This window comes from Brevundimonas sp. Soil_N_31 (genome assembly GCF_057655995.1).
In genome coordinates this window covers 199,266-217,331 of the sequence record NZ_JBDGLE010000002.1, presented here as the reverse complement: position 1 = coordinate 217,331, position 18,066 = coordinate 199,266, and the positions used below count along the sequence as shown (strand labels likewise).

Here is an 18,066-nt window from a genome sequence, read left to right as displayed (position 1 = left end):
ACCGGGCGGGTTCCGACCGGCGCACCCGCGCCGGACGGCGGCCTGCACCCAAAAACCAAGGGAGGGAAACGACAATGAAGACACTGAAAAACACGACCGCCTTGATGGCCGCCGCTCTGGCCATCGGCATCACGGGCGCCGCCCATGCTGGCGAAACGCGCGGCACGGCCTATGCCGACGGCGCGGAATCCATCGGCGTGGCGCAACTGCCGCCGCCGGGAACCTATCTGCTGACCTACACCAACTACTACACCGCCGACCGCCTGAACGACGGCGACGGCGACAATCTTGTCCCCGACTTCTCGCTCAACGCCTTCGCCAACATCGCCCGCGTGGTCCACGTCAGCGACAAGACCTTCCTGGGCGCCACGGTCGCCGCCCACGCCCTGATCCCGGTCGTCAATCTGGACGTGAAGGCGGGCGGTCAGAGCCAGGGCAATTTCGGCCTCGGCGACATCATCGTCAGCCCCCTGGTGCTGGGCTGGAAGAAGGGCGACTGGAACCTGGTCGCCACCGTCGACACCTTCATCCCCACCGGCGACTACAAGGCGGGCGACCTGGCCAACATCGGGCGCAACTACTGGACGTTCGAGCCGGTCTTCGCCGCCACCTACGCTCAGCCGGGCGGCGGCTGGGAGGTTTCGGCCAAGGTGATGTACGACTTCAACACCACCAACGACGACACCGACTACAAGTCGGGCCAGAGCCTGCACACCGACGCGGCGGTGGCCTACACCACGGGCAAGCTGACGCTGGGCCTGATCGGCTACTATTACCGCCAGACGACCGACGACAAGATCGCCGGCGCCCGCGTCGGCCCCGACGGGATGCGCGGCGAGGCCTTCGCCCTCGGCCCCCTGGTCCGCTACGTCGTCGGCAACGTCCCCATCACGGCCCAATGGCAGCACGAGTTTCACGCCGAGAACCGCCCGCAGGGCGACAAGCTCTGGGTAAAGGCGGCATTCCGCTTCTGATAGGCGCGTCAGCGCTCCAGGCAGGCAACAGCCCCCCCCTGGACCGTCCACAACCCGCTGAAATGCAAGGAAGATGGTAGGCGGCGACGGGTTCGAACCGCCGACCCTCTCGGTGTAAACGAAAGCGCTTGTTACCTAAAGACCTGTATTTAAACGGTTTGTGGTTCTAAACTTTCCGGGTTTGTTCACGGTGTTCCGAGGGGTTTCTGGCAAGTAACTGGAAAGCATCCTCGCGCCTTAAACGAAGAAAGGCCCGCCCGGCGAACCGGAGCGGGCCTCGATAGCGGAGCCTGAGGCTCGACGCTTGTTCGGGATTTTCATTCCCCCGGATTATTCGGGGGATTAGCCTGGCCTGAGGCGAGCCCACCACGGCCGCCCTATTCGCTCGACGGCCTGAGCATCCCGCGCCTCACAAGCGCGCACGATCCCGATTACATCCGCCGTCCGGCCGTTGGCAGTCCTAAGGGCGCCGGTCTGCGCCACGCCGAACGCCATCCAGTCCCGCTCGTCGGAGGGCTCCAGCGGAAGGGCTGCGGACGGGACAGGCTCAGTCCACCCGGCCGGGATCAGCGCGGAACACGGCGCACTGTGGGTCACGGTAATCGGAGAGCTGGCACACCCTGCGGCGAGCAGCATCAGCGGCAGCATTGCGATCAGGCGCATGGCGGATTTCCTTTTCAGCCTGGGTGACGATGGAGGCGGTGGACTGGTCGCGGGCGTCGGCGCGGTCGCGAATGGCGCTGGCGTCCTGCGCAGCGGCCGTGCGGCCCTCGGCTAGGGTCTTGCCCACATCGGCCTGACGAAGCCGGTCAGCGGCCTTCTGGCGGCCATCGACGGAGCACATGGTCAGCAGGATCAGGGCGAGGGCGAGACAGGCGACGGCGAGCCAGCCGGTGGCGGTCAAAGTGCGGATCACAGGATCAGTTCCTTGGCCTGCGCCGTGCGGCGGCGGCGATCCTCCAGCCCGTTCGTCCCGCCATTTATCGCCTTGGTCAGGCCCAGCAGGTCGTCAGCATCAGCCTTGGCGTTCAGCTTCCGGTCGTTCCAGTAGACGCAGCCGACCAGCAGTCCGATCGACGGATGCGAGACGATGTCCGGGTGGCGCTCAAGATCGATCCCGATCTGCCGGCCGACGCGACGATAATTGCCTCGGCCCGTTAGCTGGATCGGACCGCGGCCTTTGAACCGACGCCCGTCGCCCGGCTGAGTGTTGCCGAGATCCGCGCGGCCCTCATAGGCGGCCCCGCTGGCGATCTCCTCCATGTAGCGGAAGCCGCCGCTCTCATGGCTGCACTGGCCCATGAAGTGCGCCAGGCGCAGGCCGCTATCGAGAATGCCGTAGGTGCGGAAGTGGACGTTGGCCGCGAGGCCCAGCTCCTCCGCTATCGGCTTCTGCGCTCCCATCCGCGCGAACAGCGCCGTCAGGGTTCCCGCGCCGATGATGCCGTCAACGGGCACGCCGAGGCGCCCTTGCAATCGACGTGCGTCGAGCATGGTGTCTCCAGTTCAAAATGTGGGGGGAGATGGCGCGGGCTCACGCTGCCGTAAGCAGCACGGCCACGATGATGAGGATGACGAGACCAGCCCCGGCCATCATGCACAGGCGCACGCAGCGGCACGGCTCCCGCTCGCTTGCTGACCGCCCGTGGGGTTCGGGCGGCAGGGCGAAGGCCATTTCTGCAACCACCTGATCGGAGACGCCCCGACGGACAGCAAAGCCCAGTAGGCGTTCCGTCCACGGCGGCGGCGCCCGGTCCCGCATCACCCATTCCAGCAGGACCAGCGACAGGCCGAGCACGACGAAGGCCGATGCGGGCACCAGGGCGCTCATGTGCTGGACCGCAAAGGCCCGGCCGGGGAAGACGAACGACAGGCCCCGCGCCACCAGAATGAGCGTCGAGGCGAAGAAGAAGCCCCGCACCGCCCAATGGGCCGTGATCTTGGTGTGATAGGTCGGCCCGAGCAGGCGGAATACCTGGCTCAGCACCGCCCCGGCCGACAGGAAAACTAGCCCCGTCGCCAGAACCATCCAGTCGTGAGCGGTCATCGCTGTGTCTCCTTCAGAACCGCGTGAAGCGCCGCGTAGACCAGGCGCTTGGTGAAGCCGAAGAAGCCGCGAGGGTCGTTCGCCGCGATCCAGCCCAAGGTCATCGCCACCCCGCGCATATCGAGCGCGGGAACGACGGCGATCAGGCTGGGCGTGAACGCTTCGGCCAGAATGGGACCGGCGACGACGCCGAGCCCCAGATGCAGCCACGCCTTGCGCTGAGCCAGCGGATTGCCGGCCTTGGCGGAATAGGCGGTGACCAGACCGACGGCGCCGAAAAGCACGCCGCCGCACAGGCCCCAGAACGCGGGGAAGTCCCTCGGGTCGAGCATCCGCCCCTCCAAGAATGTCGGCCATAGGTGAGAGGCAGCCGACGCTCAGGGCGCGGGCTTGGGGGGACGAACCGGGTTCGTCAGGCTTCCGGCTCGGCCGGAGCTTCGGGCTCGGGCGTTGGGGCGTTGGCCGTCACCAGCGACCGCAGTTTGTGATCCAGCCGCTCGACCACAGGCAGGATCGTGAAGGCATAGGTGGGAAAGCCCGGATCGACCGCCGCCAGGCTGGTCGCGTTCGCGCGGATCGCCGCGACCATATCCCCGAGCGAACAGGTCAGCGGTTCGGTCCCGCCCAGACCGATGGAGGTCAGCGGGGCCAGGAGCGCCCGGTTTGCGGCCTTGGCGGCTTCCTGCTGGGCGGCGTCATAGGCGGCCAGTTGCTCGCGCATGGCGCGGGCCTCTTCTTCCGTCAACGGTGTTGTCATCTTTGGTCTCCGCAGAGGTGGGAACGTATTGCCGCCACGCCATTGAGGTCGCTGGCGGCCGAGATGGTTTGACGGCTATTCACGCTGATCGCTCTCGATGGGCGCACCGCCGCCGCCCGATCCGGGCTGACCGCTGCCGCCGCGAGTTCTGGACCTCGTCAGAAAAACGAAGATGACGGCTGCCACGATCAGAGCGGCCACGATGGTGATTTCCATTTTAATCTCCTGATTTCAGAGCGGCGGGGTGATGGTGACGGACGCATTGATGACCGCGCCCTGCACGTAGGATGAGCCGCTGGAGCGGCTGTATTCGGCGCGATAGGTCACGTTCCCGGAGAACTGCCCCATTACGGTCCCGAAGGCGGCGGGCTCCTCCTGGATGCCCCAGGACCCGTTCGGGTTCTGAAGCCCGTTCGGCACCGTGACCACGCCTTGGGTGAACAGCAGACGGCTATTCCCGCCGCTGACCTCGTAGAGCCTGACGCTCCCGTTCGAGTTCGAGTTGGTGGAAAGCGACCCGCCGTTGACGCCGATATGGACGCTGATCTGAGAGCCCGCCTGGACGCCGTTGATCGTCGTCTCGACCGATGATCCTCCGGCTCCAGAAGAAAAGACTCTGACGCCCGAGGTCTTTCCGCCACCGGCCAACTCAGCATTGCCGTAGTAGACTTTTCCATCCGTCCCGAGGGCGAAGTAGCCGTTCGTGCGGCTCATGGAGACGGTGGCCGTCGTGCTGGGGCCGAACCACATCACCAAGCCGTTGGAGACGCCGAAGCCGGGGCCGATGGTCAGGCGGCGGCCGCTGATGGTGGTGCTGACCGGAGCGCCGAAATAGGCTTCTCCGTCAATCAGCTTCAGCGCCTCGACGGCGGATCCACCAAGGATGTTGCGCAGAACGATCGCGGTCGCGGACAACATCGCGACAGAGCCGTCCGGCCCAGCCCGCAGCATAAGTTCAAATGGATCACCGCCCGCGCCGCCGGTGACGCTGAGCCGCGCGGAACCCAATCGGTCTGCCGCATCGGCCGCGACGGCTGCTGTGATGTTCAGCTGCCCTTGAATCACGGTCGCCGAATAGTCGTCCGAGAAATCCGCTGCGACCGACCCGAAGTTGACCTTGATGGCCCAGACTGGAAGCACGCCGCCCGTCGGTGCGACCACGATCACGCGGAAGCCCGTCGTCCCCGCAGGCGCCGTCGATGGCGCCGATGATCGACGACGCAAATCGTAACCTTCGGGACCAATCGGAACGACCAGGGCGTCCACCGGACCACCCGGAGTCATGTACTGGATTTTCAGGTGACCACCGTCGCCCAAAGGAGACGCCATGAAGCCTAGGCTGTGCTGATCGCCGGGCGCCGCAGGATAGACCTGCGAGACCATGTAGCCGTAGACCACGAAAATCCGGCCAGCGAGGCGGTCGTCATCGACGTAGGACGCCGGGCTGCCCTCCTTGATCCAGCTCCGGAAGTCGGCCGCGCCACTTGGATTGTCGATCAGGTTGGCCCGCTCACCTCGCCTGACCTGGGTCGCCAAATCCGCGCTGATCTTCGCCGCCGCAGCGCTGGCGCTGGCGCTGGCGGTCTGTTCGACCGAAGTGGCCGCCGCCGTGCGCGCATCATCGCGCGCCTCCTCGGCCAGTTGACGGTCTGATGCGGCCTGCCCCGCAGAAGTCCCCGACGAAATGCTCGCCGCGACAGCCCCATCGCGCGCATCGACCGTCTGGTTGAGATAGGTCAGACCCTGCGCCGCCTGCGCCTCCGCCCGCACGGCTGACCCTTCGGACGCCCGCGCCCAATAGCCCGCATCGCCCGCGAACGCCTCGGCCTGAGCCGCTGCCAGCACCGAAGCCTGGGCCTTTTGGTCTGCCGCGTCGCGCGCCGCCTCGGCCGCCAGCTTCTGGGCGTTCGCTGCCTGTGCGTTGGCGCCCGCCTCGTCGGCCTTGGTGCTGGCGATCCCGGCCGCGATGTTGGAGGCTTGAGCTGCGGCCTGGGACTGGTCCCGATACTGAGACGACAGGTTGGACGCCGCCGACGCCGTGGCCGCATATCCTTCCGCGCCGTCACGCGCAGCGACCGCGCCGGTCTCGGCCGCCTGAGCGCCCCCGCGCGCCGCCTGGGCGAGCAACATCGCCTCATTGGCCGCCGCCGCCTTCTGCTCGGAGGCAGTTTGGCTGGCCGCTGCGCTGGAGGCCGAGACCGCCGAGGCGGTGGCGCTGCTTTCGGCGGCCAGTTGCGCCGTCACGTTGCGGATCGACAGGAACTTGAGACGCGACTGACGATCCGCCGCCGCGCCGTAGTTGAACAGGGCGCCGAAACGGACGAAGGCCGCGTCCGCGCTGGCCGTGATCCCGATCGTCGCCGCGCCGCTGGACGCAGGTGGCGACACGTCCAGGCCGAAACGGATCACCCGTCGCGTGGTCTGGCCGACAGCGGTGCTGGCGAAGCTCATGAACTCATACGGCGTTGCCGCAGAGTCGACGCCGTAGTCGCTCTTGAGCCGCACGGCATAGGGCGTAGCGGTGGGGGCCGTCGAACCAGCAAGACCCTCTACATCAATCGTGATCTCGTAGATTTCGCCGGACTTCCACGGCACCACCGCCTTGAAGAGGGCGACCGTATTGGCGCCGACCAGCGAGGTGAAGACGCCGCCTGAGACCTGCGCGGAGGGGAGGTCAGGGCTGGTAGCAGGCGCTCCCCCCGGCGAGACGGTCAGCAGGTTAGCCGCGATCACGTCCGGCATGGCGGCTACAGCCGCCGCCACCGCTGCTTCCTTCGCCGTCGTCGCCGTGACGGAAGAATCAGCCGAAGCAGCCGCGCTGACCCCCGCAGCATCGGCAAAGGACGCGGACTGGTTTCTCGCATCCACAGATGCCGAGGAAGCCGCTTCGGCGCCGCTGCGGGCCTGCGTCGCCAGTTGACGCTCCTGCTTCGATATCGCAGCGGCCGCGTTGGAATCTGTCGCGGCCTCAACGCTTTCATTCCGAGCCGATACAGCGCCAGCCCGCGCCGCCTGGGCTTCCAGCTTCGCGGCGTCCGCAGCCGATGCGCGCTGATCAGACGCCGCCGCCGCAAGAACAGCCTCAGCCTTGGCCTGGATGGTCGCCGCTTCGCTGGCCGCCGCCGCCGCCGCGCTCTCCGCCGCCGAAACCGTGTCGCCATAGACCTCCTCAAGCTCTTCCACGGCACGACGGTTCTGATCGGTCAGCGCCGCCGTGTCCCTCAGCCTGTCGAGGATGTCCTGAACCGGCTCGCCCTTCAGGTGGGTGGTGTCGCCCGCGATCAGGTCGCCGACCACGATCCCGCATTTGATGTCCGGATCGCTCTTGGCGCCGTTTTTCGCGACGTACTGGAGCGAGACGCAATAGGTCTGCCCTGGCGTCAGCCCTGCGACCTCATACCGGCCATCAGCGCGCGGCGAGCCCTCATAGCCGTCGGTCCAGGGACCTGAGGCGCTGGGGCCATGCTTGATGATGACGGCCACGATGTCCGTCGTTTCGACCGGCGCCTCGATCACGAAGATCGGCTGCGACACGCCGCCGTCGCCCGGCGGCTTCGGCAGGACGGTCCAGTCTTCCGCAGCGGGCGGCGGCACGTACTTGGGATCGACAGCCGACAGGCTGGGCGACGGCGCCGGTTGCGCAGCCTGGCCCAGCGCCCATGCGTGCTTGCCGTCACTCTCCGAGCGCAGCTCCAGCGTCACGCTCGCCGCCTGATGGTTCGTCGTGGCGCGGCGGACGATGAACTTCTGTCCGGCCAGCGCCAGCTCCGGCACGTCCACGGTGATGCAGGCGCCCGGATGGACGTGCATCAGGTGGACCTTGGACGGCAGGGTCGCCGTCAGGCCCTCGCGCAGGTTCGCCAAGTCATAGGCGGCCAGTTGCCCGGCCTGCTTGGCGTTGCGGACGTGCGTGTACTCGATCTCCAGCGACCGCGGCTCGCCCCGGTCTTCGTCGCGGTAGACGGAAGACGTGACCTCGCCGGCAGGGACGTACTGCCAGCCGTTCGCCTCCGACTTGTAACGCGGGATGATGGTGTTCTTGCGCTCGCGGCGCGGCGTCAGCGGCCGGATCTCGGCCTGCCCGATGAGGTCGTCGCGGGTGTAGGTGTAGGTCGAGACGCGCGGGGTGTTGACCAGGACACTGATCTGCGCGCCCCGGCTGATCGGCTCCCCGCCGCCCGCCTGCAGCATGGCCAGCAGCGTCTGGAACTTGCCGTCGCCAGTCGACCACTCGCCCGAGATCATCCAGCCGTTCGCGTCGGCAATGTTGGCGCCTTCCACGAAGGCGGGAATGTCGATGGCGCTGTCCGGCGCCCCGATGCCCGCGATCCGCTTGGTGCGGTCGATCGTTCCGTCGACGTTCAGCTTGTAGTGACCGCGCACCCAAGCGAGGGCGTGGTCGTAGGGGTTCTCCGACCAGCCCCAGGTGCGCCAATCGTCCCGACGCTGGGGACCGCTGCCGCCCGGATAGGTGCTGTCGTAGCGAGGCTGCCAGACCTTCATCCAGCGACCGATCCAGCGCGGATCGGGGACGCCGTTGGTGAAGACGTCCCTGTCCTCCGGGTTCTTCGCCAGCACCATCGTCCAGAAGCTGAACGCGGTCTGAGGAGCCGCGTGCTGCGTGCCCCAACCCGTCAGGCCGGGGTTGCCGTACTTCAGGCCGGTCGGCGGCAACAGCGCCGCATCGCCGGGCAGGCCCAGCGTCGTCCTCTGCCACATGTCGGCCGCGTAGAAGCCGGTCGCCTCGTTCTGCTGGCCGGTGAAGCTGACGGTCGCGCCGTCCGCCTCGAAGCGCGGAACCTGATCGATCGGGCCGAGCGACAGCGCCACGCCCAGCGACATGGCCACCTTCTTGTAACCCCAAGTCGCCTGAAAGACCTTGTTGCCGCCCAGCGCCGTGTAGCCCATCGCGCCGCGGACTGGTGCCTTGGGGTCGGGCTTGAAGTCTAGCGACGTGCCGGACGACGGGATGTTCGGGCGCATCAGGGCGGCCGAGGCCGCGGCCAGCCCGCCGAACACGACAGCCTTGGTCGCGAAGTTGGCGACAGCCAGTTGGGCGCTGAACGACAGACCCGGCAGTGCTGCGCCAGCGGCCGCCACCATAGCCGTGTTCACGACCGTGACTGCCGAGGTCCAGGCGGTAACGGCCCATGCAGCAGCAGCGCCAGCCAGTTGAGGCATTACACGACCCTCCAGGCGGCCACGTACTCAGAAATGACGACTTCGCCGCAGACGCCATTCAGGAAGGCCAAGGCGTTCTCGCGATGCAGACGGATCGCCATGGCGTCGCCCATGCCGTCATCGGATGGCCCGCAGAGCACATCGCCCGTCCGCGCTTCGGCCGGTGCGATGCGCGGGAAATGCTGGTCCATGATCTCGGAGAGCGAGGAAACGCCCATCGCCTTCAGCGCGCGGCGGGCGCCCACTGGCGTAGAATACGACCCCGCTTTCAGCAGCGAAGCCTTGAAACCCAGCTGCTTCAGGTGGAAGGCCACCATGCGGGCGCAGTCCGTCTTCCCCAGGACCAAAAGCTGCCCATGGAACCGGCCGAAGGTGGCTTCAGTCGCAGCCACGCGCACTTCCAGTTCTGTCATTTGACAGCCTGCTCGAAACCAGAGCCCGGCCCGCCGCCGATAGAGCCGTTGCCGCCGCCGTATGACCCGCCCGAACCCGAGGACGGGCCGTTGTAGCCCCAGAACAGCTTCTCGCCGGCATTGGTGACGTGCTGGAAGGCGCGGGCGTTCGACCCGTAAAGGTAGGTCCAGAAGGCGTCGTTCCAGCGGTGGCCCTCGTTGTCATCGAACAGTCGCTCCCAGATCGTCGCCAGCTCCAGTTCCAACAGCGACGAGTTCTGGGCGTGGTTGAACCCAGCGTCGTCCAGCTCACCGACGAAGCGCACGTCAGGCTCGCCGATGACCTGCCCGGTCTGCCGATCGATGGCGGCGGCGTAGATGGTGACGGGCGAGCCCTGGGCGCTGGGCGCAGTCAGGGCGGCGATGGCCGCGTTGCCGGTCGGCAGCAGTTGCACCGTCTGGCGAGGAGCCTCGGTGCCCTCAGCCTCGGTGAACTCGCCAAAGCCCGCGATCTTACCGAAGTCGGCATCCTCGGCCGTGTACGACTCCCCGCCCCACAGCACGAAGCCGGAGCCGTCCACCAGCCGGATCGTCTTGCCGGGCAGTTCAATCTTCAGCAGGTGGACCAGCAGGGGATTACGGGCCTGGAGCGCGGCCAGCATGGCCGGAGACATGGACATCATGCGCGCTCCTTGATGGTGAAGCGGAACGGCAGGTACTTGGACCGGCTGGTGTTCCAGCCTTGCTCATTGCCCTGCACGAAGCCCTCGATCTTGGGCGCGAAATCCAGGGCGGTTCCGGCCGGGGGCTGGCGCCGCAGCATCGGCTCTATCTGCAGGGTCGCCGTGCCGCCGCTGCCGACGACCACATCCGCGACCGCGACCTGATAGAGGTAGGACTGGCCGCCGATGACGAGGCTGAAGAACTTGCCCTCACGGATCACGTCGCCGGGGATCAGGCCGCTGACAGGCAGCGACGTACCCGCCGAACCAGCCGAGGCGACGACCGGCGCCCCATAGGACCGGGGCTTCACCCCCGGCTCTGGAAAAGCCAGCCGAACAGTCTCCTTCAGGCCGCGCACCAGCCGAGACAGGTACTTCATCCCGTGCTCGCCGTACTCGGCCGGATAGGTCTCGACATCGATGGCCCAGCGGTCGCCCATGCGCAGCACCTTCGACTGAGGGCCGCCGAGGATCGGGTCCTGGTCGACGCCGAAGCTGACGTAGCGAGGGACCGCCTCCTTGATCGGAGGGCAGGCAGGAAGTTCGATCATCCGACAAGGCTCTGTCTGCGGCGCATATTGGCCGTACGCTGTTGGTCCTGAACGGTGGCGACGCCCTGCACGGTCGTCTGGACGCTGATCGGGCCAGACACCTCGGCGACGCGGGCGGAGAACATCGCGCCCTCGTCCACCACCAGTTTCACGACGGCAGGCTGGGCCGCCGGCATCGCGCGCAACTGCGCCTGGCTTGTCAGCGCGCCCATCGCGCGGACGGCGTGCGCCGGGATGACCGATGTGCCTTTTGGCAGGTTGGCCAGCACCTCGCCCTTGTGGACGTAGGACAAGCCGCCGGGCGCGCTGCGGGTACCCGCCGAGAAGCCGGGGATCAGGTTCCTGAGCGCCGAACCGATCATCGACCCGATCGAGTTTCCGCCGCCCTGGCCGCCGGTGATACCGGAAAACAGGGTGGTCAACAGGTCTTCAAGGTTGTCGAAAGCGGCGTCGCGGAACTTGCGGCCGGCAGCCTCGGCCCAGTTATCGGACGCCAGAACGTCCACGAAGTCCCGCGCCATGTTGCGGGCCTGATAGTTGCGTTCGCCGTCGCGGGTGGCGGCGTCCAATCCACCGCGCTCTTGCTCAGCAATCCCGCGCGCTGCATCGCGGGTGAGGCCTGGACGGAGAGACAGAAGTGCGTTGATCCGCTCTTCAATCCAAAGCTCACGTTCTTTGGCCTGAATGGCGACGGGATCGCCCCGAAGACGGGCTAATTCGGCCTCATAGCCGAGGCGATCGAGGAGTTGATCGTTCGAGCGCTGGTTAGCAGCCTCAAGGTCATCCAGGGCCTTCTGGTTGCCTTCCCAAAGGATTGCCAAGCCCCTCGCCGCGTCCTCTGCGGCTGCAACCGCTCCGACGTGCGCCTTTGCAGCCTCCTGGGCGTTTGAGACGCCTGCATCGGTCAGCTGCTTCGTCAGGTTGAGAACATCGAGCTCGCGCTGTTTGGCTCGCGCAGCGTCCTCATTCCCCTGCGCTCGGAGCAATTCGATCTGGCCCTGGAGCGATAGCAGTTCGCGTTGGCGGGCAAGATCTTCAGGTGAAGGTCCGGATGCCTTCGAGCCCTTCTTCCCTTTGCCGTCCGAAACGCCTCCGCCCCCGCCAGCGGGCACAAATTGCTCCAAGGGCGTTTTGAGCATCCTGTTCAGGTTCTCAGTCAACGCACGCACGGTCGCCGTCTGGCCGGTTAGGTTTCTGAACTCATCAGAACTCACTGTCCGTTGGGCGGCCGTAAGCGCTGCCTCGCCCGTGGGCCGGCCATAAGCGTCGACATAGGCGCTAGCAGGAGCGGCAGCCCGCCCCTGATCGTTGCGCCGGCGCCGCGTGTAGGCTTCCTGCGTTTTGCTGAGGGTTTGATTGGCCTCCTCCAAACGCAGGCGGGCAGTTTCAATGGCCTGAGCTTTCGCGCCAGCCGCGGCACGGAAGTGGGCGTCTGCCAGCTTGTGAACCTCTCCGGTAAGACTGGCGGCCCATGATTGGGTTGCTGTTATCTCGCCCTTGAGGCTCGCCGTCTGTTCGGCGGCCAGTCCGGCTTCCCGTGCTTGGCGAGCAACCTCGTCCGCCAGCTCCTTAGCTTCGCGGGCGGCCCGGCCTGAGTTGACGGCAAGCAGAGCGACGCCTGCAGCGAGACCGGTGATCGCGAGGCCAATGGGGCCGCCGAAAAAGGCCATCGCGGCGGAAAGCCCCCGCATCGAGGCGGATCCGGCAGCGCCAGCGACCGAGAGCCGCGTGATGCCGCCAGCCGCCACTCCAGATTGCAGCGCCGTCGCCATCAACTGGACGTTCGTCAAGGCAATCTGCGCTCGCAAAGCTGTAAAGCTGACGATCCCGGCTCCGATGGCCCGTGACGCGAGCGTTGTGCCAATGACTGTTGCCGCGACAGTCACGGCGTCCCGCACCGTGTCCAGATTGCGGGCCAGGACGAGGATCGCCTGCGCCATCCTCTCGGTGATAGAGAGACTCGCATCGGTCTGTCCCACGAACCGGCCAAGCTCGTTGTTCAGGGTCTGCAGGGCCGCGCTGACCGTGACCGTCGCGGAACCCGCTTGCGTCTCGACGGCTTTCAGGCCGACCAATGCTGCGTTGAAGAACTCACGCGAGCTGACCTTCCCGTCCTTCACGGCCTTGGTCAGGTTGTTGATCGAACCCCCGAAGCGGTCAGAGCCGTTCGCCACCGCCTGAAGCAGCACCGGCATCTGATCGATCAAGGAGTTGTATTCCTGGGCCTGGACATTGGTGCCGCCCAGAAGCTGGCCTAGCTGCAGCAGAGCGCCGCTCGCTTCGGTGGCCGACGTTCCCTGGACCTTCAGGGCCGCGGAGGTGCCGGATACTAGGTCGAGAAGCTGCTGCTCGCTTGCGCCCAGATTGTCCCTCGCCATAGTAGCGCGCTGATACAGCTCTGCAGTCGCGGCCACGGCGATGCCGTTGCGGTTGGCCGTTTCGTACAGGCTATCCTCGACCCGCTTGAGCGCCTCGCCTGCGAGGCCTGTGGCTTTCAGGCGGTTCTGGAGAGAGGTGTAGGCGTCGGCATACTTGATGACCTGCTGGGTGGTGAAGGCCGCAGCCAGACCAGAAGCAAGCCCCGCCATCTCGCGCTTGAAGCTGTCGCCGATGGGTTTGAACATCTGCGGCGCGGCGGCTGCCGTTTCACTTTTGATCTTTTTCAGCGCCTGCTGAGTCGCGTACTGCGAACCGTACAGCGCCTTGTTGATCTTCTTCATCTGCGCTTCGAACTGAGCCGCATTGGCTTCAACTCGGACAAGCAGGCGGTCAATTTCTTCGGCCACTGGCGCCTCCGATAAACGCTGCTACTTTGCGCGGCCTTGGCAGGAGGATGCGCTGTGGAATTTATTTGGATCGGGATCGGGGCGGTTGTGCTTGCAGGAGTGATCGGCGCGATGGTCGCCGGCTCCCAGATCGGAAGCCTTCAGCAAAAGTTCGCGGCGCTGGGCGATCTTTCCGGACGGTCCCGTGCTGACATCATCAGCGCCGTGGGCGCGCCTCAATCGGTCAGCGCTGTAGGGGACGGAAAGACGCTACTGCAATGGCAGATGGTCAACCAGGCGGGCGGTTATCACATCGCCCTCCTGTTTGACGAAAATGACCGGTGCGAGGGCGTCACACATGAGTCTGCCCAGTAGCGCCACGGCCTATACCCCAGCCTTTACCGCAGCCTCGAACTCAGCGTCAGACGGTGCAGCACCTTTGTCATCGCTGCCGTTGGCCTTCCGCCAGCCGCGATAGGCGGCCATCAGCTGCCAGATGGAGCAGCGGCCGACTTCCTGCGGCGTGAAGCCGAGGGCGCCCCCGATTTCGTAGAAGTTTGCGAACCGGAGCTTTCGTCGGGGGAGCGGTCGCTCTCCCCCTCCGTCTCCCCCGACGCATCGTCCTCGTCCGGCGCACCAAGCATAGCCGCCGCCAGGATCGCGGAGACCAGCGTCTTGTGTGAGGCCAGCGCACCGGCGGCGGCATAGCGATCAATCATCGCGCGAGCGCGCAAAGGCTCCATACCGCCGCCCTTCAGGCCAAGTCGGAGCGTCTCGCGGATATCGGCCACCCGCCACCGGCCCTCGGTGACGCGCAGAAAGACCTCTTCCGGACCGGCGTCGGTCAGTTCCTGCAGCTCTTCCAGCTCCGCGATATTGAGTTGGAAGTCATGTTTGCCGTCGCCGAAGGCGCCGGTGAAGCGGGCGGCCCGGCTCATTACGGAACGTCCGCGCTGATGGTCGGGGCATCGGCCTGAACCAGCGTCACCGAGGCCGTGGCGTATTCACGCGCCTGGCCGGTGATGTTGAATTCGGTCAGGATGTACTCGCCCGCAACCCTCCAGACACCCGCCTGACGCACGCGGATATTCAGCACCGTCCCGATACGGTTCAGCCAGGTCAGCGTGGACGACGAATGCAGCTTGCCCTCGCCTGAAATGGTGCTGTCGGTGTTGTCGACGCGACGAACCGTTTTGTCCGGCTTCGACGGATCCGTGCAGTTCGGCACGGTCTGTTCCGTCACGTTCGCCGTCATGTTCAGAGCGCGCGATCCATTGATCAGGCAGTCATGGGCGAAGACTTCGGGATCGGCGCCATCGCCGATCTGCACGAGGATCGACTCGCCGGAGACGACCTCGACGTAGTTGTCCGGCATGGCGGACCCTCCTTGTCGTGAAGCCCGCTAGGGGCGGTTGGCCGGCGGATGCCGGGTTTGTGTCAGGCCGTGGCCTGAAGGTCGTAGCGCAGGCGAATGATCGCCCGGCTGGTCAGCCCGTCTGCTTCGCGCTGATAGATCACGCGCTCGACGCGGCGCATGACGATGCGGAAGCCTGTGACGGTAAGGTCGGCGTCCAGCGCCTTCGCAGCCGCAGCGCCTAGTCGCTTCACCTCGGGATAGCCGACGGCCACAGACCAGCAGTCTACGTCCATGAAGCAGGTGACGAGGCTGTGGCAGGCGTCGCTATCGTCGACAGACTGCGAGGCGCCCAGAGTGATGTAGCTTGGCCCCGGTTCCGCCGGTGCGCGATCAAAGACTCGACCGGCGATGATGGCCGAAACAGAGGGATCAGATTTCAGGACGGCCACGGTCGCGGCCTGGAGGGGAAGCTGGGCGTCGATCATAGGCCCGCCTCCTTCTTGATCGCACGGCGCATCGCTGCGGTGATCCGGCGCTTCACTCGTTTCTGGCTGGACCGAACGACAGGATAGAACGAAGGCGAGGGAGGCACATGGCGACCGTTGCTGGCCTTGTGCCCAAGTTCGACGCGGGGAGCCTTCGGACGGCCCTTGCTGTCTTTCGCGTCGCTGATGACGACATAACTGACGTCACCCAGGCGGCCTTCTTCCACGTGGATATGATCGCGCACCTTCTCGCCGTCGTTCGGTTCATCCGCGCGCGGGGCGATCGATCTCATCTGCGCGGCCATCTCTTCGGCCTGCATGAATACTTCCTGCCCTGCCGCCTTGCGAACGGCCGGCGTCATGCGGGCCAGCTTGCGAGCCAGACGCTCGACGCCTTCAAGGCCACCTTTAGCCATCGACCACCCCGGACCTCATCTGGATCAGAAGCCAGGCGCGGTCCCCGTCCATGTCGCCGATAAAGACGATGTTGAAGGTCCGACCGGCATCACGTGTATCGACCGCGCGGTCGCCAGTTCGCAGAGAGCGCGTACCGCTGTCATTGCGGACCCAGCAATCCCATGAAGCCGTGCCGGAGACGCGCCCGGCCTGAACGGTTTCGCCGCCCCGTGTCGGGGTCAGGCTGCAGGCGCGCGAAATGTCCAGATCGACCCAGCCCTGAATCGGATTGCCGTACCCGTCATCCCCCTCAGAGCGCCGCTGGAACTTGACCCGATGGCGAAGGTCGCCGGCACCCTTAGGCTTCGGCACTGGTCTTCTTCACCTTCGGCAGCGACCCGCCCTTGCGGCCGTCGCGGTCGTGGTCGAGCGGGTCGGGGGCGGCCTCTACAGCCTTGCCGGCAGCGATAGCCGCTTCACCGCACTCGCAGCGGACCGTGTACGCCCCGTCCTTTTCAGGACCACCGGTCGGAGAGAACGCGATCAGAACGCGGGGCTCTTCGGTCGGGACGTAGTCGAAGGGGGCGGTAAAGCGAACGCGCATGGCGATCTCCTCAGAGACGGACGCCGAGGCCGCCCATCAGCGACTCTTGGGCTGACGTGGCGGCTTCGCGGTTGTGGTAAAGGTCGCTGACCCGCAGCAGGATCCTGGCTTTGAATCTGGCGTCGACGTCTGCCGGTGCGGAGCCGCAGACGAATGTCACGGTGACGCGGCGCGCCGAGGGCCAGACCGTATCGGACGCGGGCGTCAGGTAGGTGCCGAGGTGGTCGCGCTCCAGCGCGTATTGGTCGGCTGGCAGGGTCTGGACTGCTTCGCTCGCGATCGCATAGGTCACAGAGGCGACCGAGGCGGCGGCCAGCGGCAGGCGGAGACGGGTCGCGAAGCCATCAAAGGCTTGTGCCCAGGTCTGCGTCACCAGGGCCTTGCCGAGCAGGCCGCTGTAGCCATCCAACTCGGCCACGGCCGCGTCGATCAGGCCGAGGATCAGCGTGTCGTCATCGTTGTGGTCAACGCTGAGATGCTTCTTGGCTTCGATCAAGCTGACCGGGGTACCGGTTGGTGCGACCGTGCGGATGGGAGCGTGCATGAAGCCCTCCAGAAAGGCGGGGACGACGCCGAAACGCCGCCCCCAGGTCTTCACGTAAGGCTTACGAAGCGGCGTTCTTGAACGACTTCACTGCGCCGCCGACATCGATCAGGTTGCCGCCCGAGCGCATCCAGGCCAGGAAGCCGACCTGACCCTTCTTGGCGTAGGCGCTGTCGGTGTAGCGTTGCAGCTCGACCGACATCACATCGCGGATCTTGTAGTAGCTGAAGTCGCCATACAGGATCGACAGGGCGCCGGCCGCCATGGCGGCCACGTCCTGGTTGATGGTGATGGGGTCGCCCAGCAGGCGATCCGGCGCGCCGCCGGGGACGCCCGTTTCATAGCCCGGAACGAAGATCGGACGGCCGGTCGTGTCCTTCATCTTGCGCAGTTCGCGCAGGGTGGAGTCGTTGAACATGAACCGGCAGTTGCCGCCCTGACGATAGGCCGGATCGACCGAGTGCTGGAGGTTGATCAGGCTGTCGTAGGTGACGGCCGTGACCTGCGAGGATGCGTTGGCGGCGGTGACGCCGATGGCGACACCGGGAACCACGCCCTGCGGCTGGCCAGAGCCGGTGCCGATGGTGAAGTGCTTGTTGGTGATGCGCCCCAAGCGGGTGGCGAGGCGGGCGCGAACGAACGCCTCGATGTCCACGTTGGAATCCTGAAGCAGTTCGACCGGGACAGTGATGACCTTGGACGAATACTTGTAGACCGGCAGCGCCTTGACGCCGAACGACGCATCGGCGTCCGTGGCGGCGGTGTTTTCGCCGACCAGTTCGCCTTCTTCCGCCGTGCCGTCCGAGGTCGGCCAGTTCAGCGGATTGCCTTGAGCGGTGGCGATCACGTCCGCAACCGAACGCATCCCGCCGAAGGCTTTCAGGGCCTCCAGAACCGAACCGGCCACCTCCGTCTGGATGGTGTAGCCGCCTTCGGCCGGGGTGGTCGTGGACATGGTGGCCCGCACCACGTCCCAGTCGGCCTGGTTCAGCGCCTTGTCGCCACCGCGCAGCCACTTGGCGAAGACGCGCGAGGCTTCCGAGGCGTCATCGCGGGCGTGACGGTCGGCCGCTTCGAACACGCGCTCGTTCAGGGCGGTGTCCGCGATGCGCTCGTTCAGGGCGGTGATCGCCTTGATCTGGCTGTCGATGGCGTCCAGTTCGGACATGCCGGCGTCATAGACGGGCTGGTCGTTGGCGGCGTTCCAGTCGGCCTTGTTGACCAGTTCGTTCAGCGTCTTGGCCTTCGCCGCGCGCTGTTCACGCAGAGCTTGGATGCTCATGGTGGGGTA

21 protein-coding genes are annotated in these 18,066 nt (G+C 66.2%); 2 read left to right on the top strand and 19 right to left on the bottom strand.

Annotated features, from left to right (window positions below; genetic code table 11):
• Nucleotides 1–74 precede the first annotated feature (74 nt).
• A complete protein-coding gene (locus AC3A3G_RS04105) occupies nucleotides 75–974 on the top strand; it encodes a SphA family protein (protein ID WP_487487624.1) in 900 nt (299 codons plus the stop codon).
• Nucleotides 975–1,521: 547 nt separating this feature from the next.
• Here the strand turns inward: AC3A3G_RS04105 and AC3A3G_RS04100 are convergent.
• The 11 genes from AC3A3G_RS04100 to AC3A3G_RS04050 form a co-directional block, all read right to left on the bottom strand.
• A complete protein-coding gene (locus AC3A3G_RS04100) occupies nucleotides 1,522–1,890 on the bottom strand; it encodes a hypothetical protein (RefSeq protein ID WP_487487623.1) in 369 nt (122 codons plus the stop codon).
• Complete coding sequence (locus tag AC3A3G_RS04095) at nucleotides 1,887–2,468, bottom strand: glycoside hydrolase family 19 protein (protein WP_303705401.1); 582 nt, start codon at nucleotides 2,466–2,468, stop codon at nucleotides 1,887–1,889. The genes AC3A3G_RS04100 and AC3A3G_RS04095 overlap by 4 nt, the downstream gene beginning before the upstream one ends.
• A gap of 40 nt (nucleotides 2,469–2,508) precedes the next feature.
• The gene (locus AC3A3G_RS04090; protein WP_003164071.1) at nucleotides 2,509–3,021 is read right to left on the bottom strand and encodes a hypothetical protein; all 513 of its coding nucleotides are present in this window, start codon (nucleotides 3,019–3,021) and stop codon (nucleotides 2,509–2,511) included.
• Nucleotides 3,018–3,353: a hypothetical protein gene (locus AC3A3G_RS04085; protein ID WP_050796573.1), complete on the bottom strand. Its 336-nt coding sequence runs from the start codon at nucleotides 3,351–3,353 to the stop codon at nucleotides 3,018–3,020. The genes AC3A3G_RS04090 and AC3A3G_RS04085 overlap by 4 nt, the downstream gene beginning before the upstream one ends.
• 80 nt (nucleotides 3,354–3,433) lie before the next feature.
• Nucleotides 3,434–3,778: a hypothetical protein gene (locus AC3A3G_RS04080; protein WP_487487622.1), complete on the bottom strand. Its 345-nt coding sequence runs from the start codon at nucleotides 3,776–3,778 to the stop codon at nucleotides 3,434–3,436.
• 75 nt (nucleotides 3,779–3,853) lie between these two features.
• Nucleotides 3,854–3,994 (bottom strand): hypothetical protein, encoded by a 141-nt coding sequence (locus AC3A3G_RS04075; protein ID WP_303719071.1) that lies wholly within the window; start codon nucleotides 3,992–3,994, stop codon nucleotides 3,854–3,856.
• A 15-nt stretch (nucleotides 3,995–4,009) separates the two neighbouring features.
• Nucleotides 4,010–8,959, bottom strand: coding sequence for a hypothetical protein (locus AC3A3G_RS04070; protein ID WP_487487621.1), 4,950 nt, complete (start codon nucleotides 8,957–8,959; stop codon nucleotides 4,010–4,012).
• Nucleotides 8,959–9,372, bottom strand: coding sequence for a DUF6950 family protein (locus AC3A3G_RS04065; protein ID WP_003170420.1), 414 nt, complete (start codon nucleotides 9,370–9,372; stop codon nucleotides 8,959–8,961). The genes AC3A3G_RS04070 and AC3A3G_RS04065 overlap by 1 nt, the downstream gene beginning before the upstream one ends.
• Complete coding sequence (locus AC3A3G_RS04060; RefSeq protein ID WP_487487620.1) at nucleotides 9,369–10,034, bottom strand: hypothetical protein; 666 nt, start codon at nucleotides 10,032–10,034, stop codon at nucleotides 9,369–9,371. The genes AC3A3G_RS04065 and AC3A3G_RS04060 overlap by 4 nt, the downstream gene beginning before the upstream one ends.
• Complete coding sequence (locus AC3A3G_RS04055; protein WP_487487619.1) at nucleotides 10,031–10,624, bottom strand: hypothetical protein; 594 nt, start codon at nucleotides 10,622–10,624, stop codon at nucleotides 10,031–10,033. The genes AC3A3G_RS04060 and AC3A3G_RS04055 overlap by 4 nt, the downstream gene beginning before the upstream one ends.
• Nucleotides 10,621–13,410 carry a tape measure protein gene (locus tag AC3A3G_RS04050; protein WP_487487618.1) on the bottom strand — a complete coding sequence of 930 codons (2,790 nt, stop codon included), beginning with the start codon at nucleotides 13,408–13,410 and terminating at the stop codon, nucleotides 10,621–10,623. The genes AC3A3G_RS04055 and AC3A3G_RS04050 overlap by 4 nt, the downstream gene beginning before the upstream one ends.
• Before the next feature lie 54 nt (nucleotides 13,411–13,464).
• Here AC3A3G_RS04050 and AC3A3G_RS04045 point away from each other — a divergent pair, with 54 nt between their 5' ends.
• Complete coding sequence (locus AC3A3G_RS04045; RefSeq protein ID WP_487487617.1) at nucleotides 13,465–13,764, top strand: hypothetical protein; 300 nt, start codon at nucleotides 13,465–13,467, stop codon at nucleotides 13,762–13,764.
• 110 nt (nucleotides 13,765–13,874) lie between these two features.
• Here the strand turns inward: AC3A3G_RS04045 and AC3A3G_RS04040 are convergent, their stop codons facing one another.
• The 8 genes from AC3A3G_RS04040 to AC3A3G_RS04005 all read right to left on the bottom strand — a co-directional run bounded on the left by AC3A3G_RS04040 (nucleotide 13,875) and on the right by AC3A3G_RS04005 (nucleotide 18,057).
• Nucleotides 13,875–14,327 (bottom strand): gene transfer agent family protein, encoded by a 453-nt coding sequence (locus tag AC3A3G_RS04040; RefSeq protein WP_278070465.1) that lies wholly within the window; start codon nucleotides 14,325–14,327, stop codon nucleotides 13,875–13,877.
• Nucleotides 14,327–14,764 carry a phage tail tube protein gene (locus AC3A3G_RS04035; protein ID WP_278070466.1) on the bottom strand — a complete coding sequence of 146 codons (438 nt, stop codon included), beginning with the start codon at nucleotides 14,762–14,764 and terminating at the stop codon, nucleotides 14,327–14,329. The genes AC3A3G_RS04040 and AC3A3G_RS04035 overlap by 1 nt, the downstream gene beginning before the upstream one ends.
• Nucleotides 14,765–14,826: 62 nt before the next feature.
• The gene (locus tag AC3A3G_RS04030; protein ID WP_278070467.1) at nucleotides 14,827–15,231 is read right to left on the bottom strand and encodes a DUF3168 domain-containing protein; all 405 of its coding nucleotides are present in this window, start codon (nucleotides 15,229–15,231) and stop codon (nucleotides 14,827–14,829) included.
• Nucleotides 15,228–15,647 carry an HK97 gp10 family phage protein gene (locus AC3A3G_RS04025; RefSeq protein ID WP_487487616.1) on the bottom strand — a complete coding sequence of 140 codons (420 nt, stop codon included), beginning with the start codon at nucleotides 15,645–15,647 and terminating at the stop codon, nucleotides 15,228–15,230. The genes AC3A3G_RS04030 and AC3A3G_RS04025 overlap by 4 nt, the downstream gene beginning before the upstream one ends.
• The gene (locus tag AC3A3G_RS04020; protein ID WP_487487615.1) at nucleotides 15,640–15,999 is read right to left on the bottom strand and encodes a head-tail adaptor protein; all 360 of its coding nucleotides are present in this window, start codon (nucleotides 15,997–15,999) and stop codon (nucleotides 15,640–15,642) included. Before AC3A3G_RS04020 ends, AC3A3G_RS04025 begins: the two co-directional genes overlap by 8 nt.
• Nucleotides 15,986–16,231, bottom strand: coding sequence for a hypothetical protein (locus AC3A3G_RS04015; RefSeq protein ID WP_487487614.1), 246 nt, complete (start codon nucleotides 16,229–16,231; stop codon nucleotides 15,986–15,988). The genes AC3A3G_RS04020 and AC3A3G_RS04015 overlap by 14 nt, the downstream gene beginning before the upstream one ends.
• A 10-nt stretch (nucleotides 16,232–16,241) precedes the next feature.
• Nucleotides 16,242–16,775, bottom strand: coding sequence for a head-tail connector protein (locus AC3A3G_RS04010; protein WP_487487613.1), 534 nt, complete (start codon nucleotides 16,773–16,775; stop codon nucleotides 16,242–16,244).
• Nucleotides 16,776–16,836: 61 nt separating this feature from the next.
• Nucleotides 16,837–18,057 (bottom strand): phage major capsid protein, encoded by a 1,221-nt coding sequence (locus tag AC3A3G_RS04005; protein ID WP_487487612.1) that lies wholly within the window; start codon nucleotides 18,055–18,057, stop codon nucleotides 16,837–16,839.
• Nucleotides 18,058–18,066: the final 9 nt, after the last annotated feature.

Excerpts from the sequence above, each read along its gene's own strand:
- AC3A3G_RS04105 (WP_487487624.1), top strand. The coding sequence starts at position 75 with ATGAAGACACTGAAAAACACGACCGCCTTGATGGCCGCCGCTCTGGCC.
- AC3A3G_RS04095 (WP_303705401.1), bottom strand. The coding sequence starts at position 2,468 with ATGCTCGACGCACGTCGATTGCAAGGGCGCCTCGGCGTGCCCGTTGAC.
- AC3A3G_RS04090 (WP_003164071.1), bottom strand. The coding sequence starts at position 3,021 with ATGACCGCTCACGACTGGATGGTTCTGGCGACGGGGCTAGTTTTCCTG.
- AC3A3G_RS04085 (WP_050796573.1), bottom strand. The coding sequence starts at position 3,353 with ATGCTCGACCCGAGGGACTTCCCCGCGTTCTGGGGCCTGTGCGGCGGC.
- AC3A3G_RS04080 (WP_487487622.1), bottom strand. The coding sequence starts at position 3,778 with ATGACAACACCGTTGACGGAAGAAGAGGCCCGCGCCATGCGCGAGCAA.
- AC3A3G_RS04075 (WP_303719071.1), bottom strand. The coding sequence starts at position 3,994 with ATGGAAATCACCATCGTGGCCGCTCTGATCGTGGCAGCCGTCATCTTC.
- AC3A3G_RS04070 (WP_487487621.1), bottom strand. The coding sequence starts at position 8,959 with ATGCCTCAACTGGCTGGCGCTGCTGCTGCATGGGCCGTTACCGCCTGG.
- AC3A3G_RS04065 (WP_003170420.1), bottom strand. The coding sequence starts at position 9,372 with ATGACAGAACTGGAAGTGCGCGTGGCTGCGACTGAAGCCACCTTCGGC.
- AC3A3G_RS04060 (WP_487487620.1), bottom strand. The coding sequence starts at position 10,034 with ATGATGTCCATGTCTCCGGCCATGCTGGCCGCGCTCCAGGCCCGTAAT.
- AC3A3G_RS04055 (WP_487487619.1), bottom strand. The coding sequence starts at position 10,624 with ATGATCGAACTTCCTGCCTGCCCTCCGATCAAGGAGGCGGTCCCTCGC.
- AC3A3G_RS04040 (WP_278070465.1), bottom strand. The coding sequence starts at position 14,327 with ATGAGCCGGGCCGCCCGCTTCACCGGCGCCTTCGGCGACGGCAAACAT.
- AC3A3G_RS04035 (WP_278070466.1), bottom strand. The coding sequence starts at position 14,764 with ATGCCGGACAACTACGTCGAGGTCGTCTCCGGCGAGTCGATCCTCGTG.
- AC3A3G_RS04030 (WP_278070467.1), bottom strand. The coding sequence starts at position 15,231 with ATGATCGACGCCCAGCTTCCCCTCCAGGCCGCGACCGTGGCCGTCCTG.
- AC3A3G_RS04025 (WP_487487616.1), bottom strand. The coding sequence starts at position 15,647 with ATGGCTAAAGGTGGCCTTGAAGGCGTCGAGCGTCTGGCTCGCAAGCTG.
- AC3A3G_RS04015 (WP_487487614.1), bottom strand. The coding sequence starts at position 16,231 with ATGCGCGTTCGCTTTACCGCCCCCTTCGACTACGTCCCGACCGAAGAG.
- AC3A3G_RS04010 (WP_487487613.1), bottom strand. The coding sequence starts at position 16,775 with ATGCACGCTCCCATCCGCACGGTCGCACCAACCGGTACCCCGGTCAGC.
- AC3A3G_RS04005 (WP_487487612.1), bottom strand. The coding sequence starts at position 18,057 with ATGAGCATCCAAGCTCTGCGTGAACAGCGCGCGGCGAAGGCCAAGACG.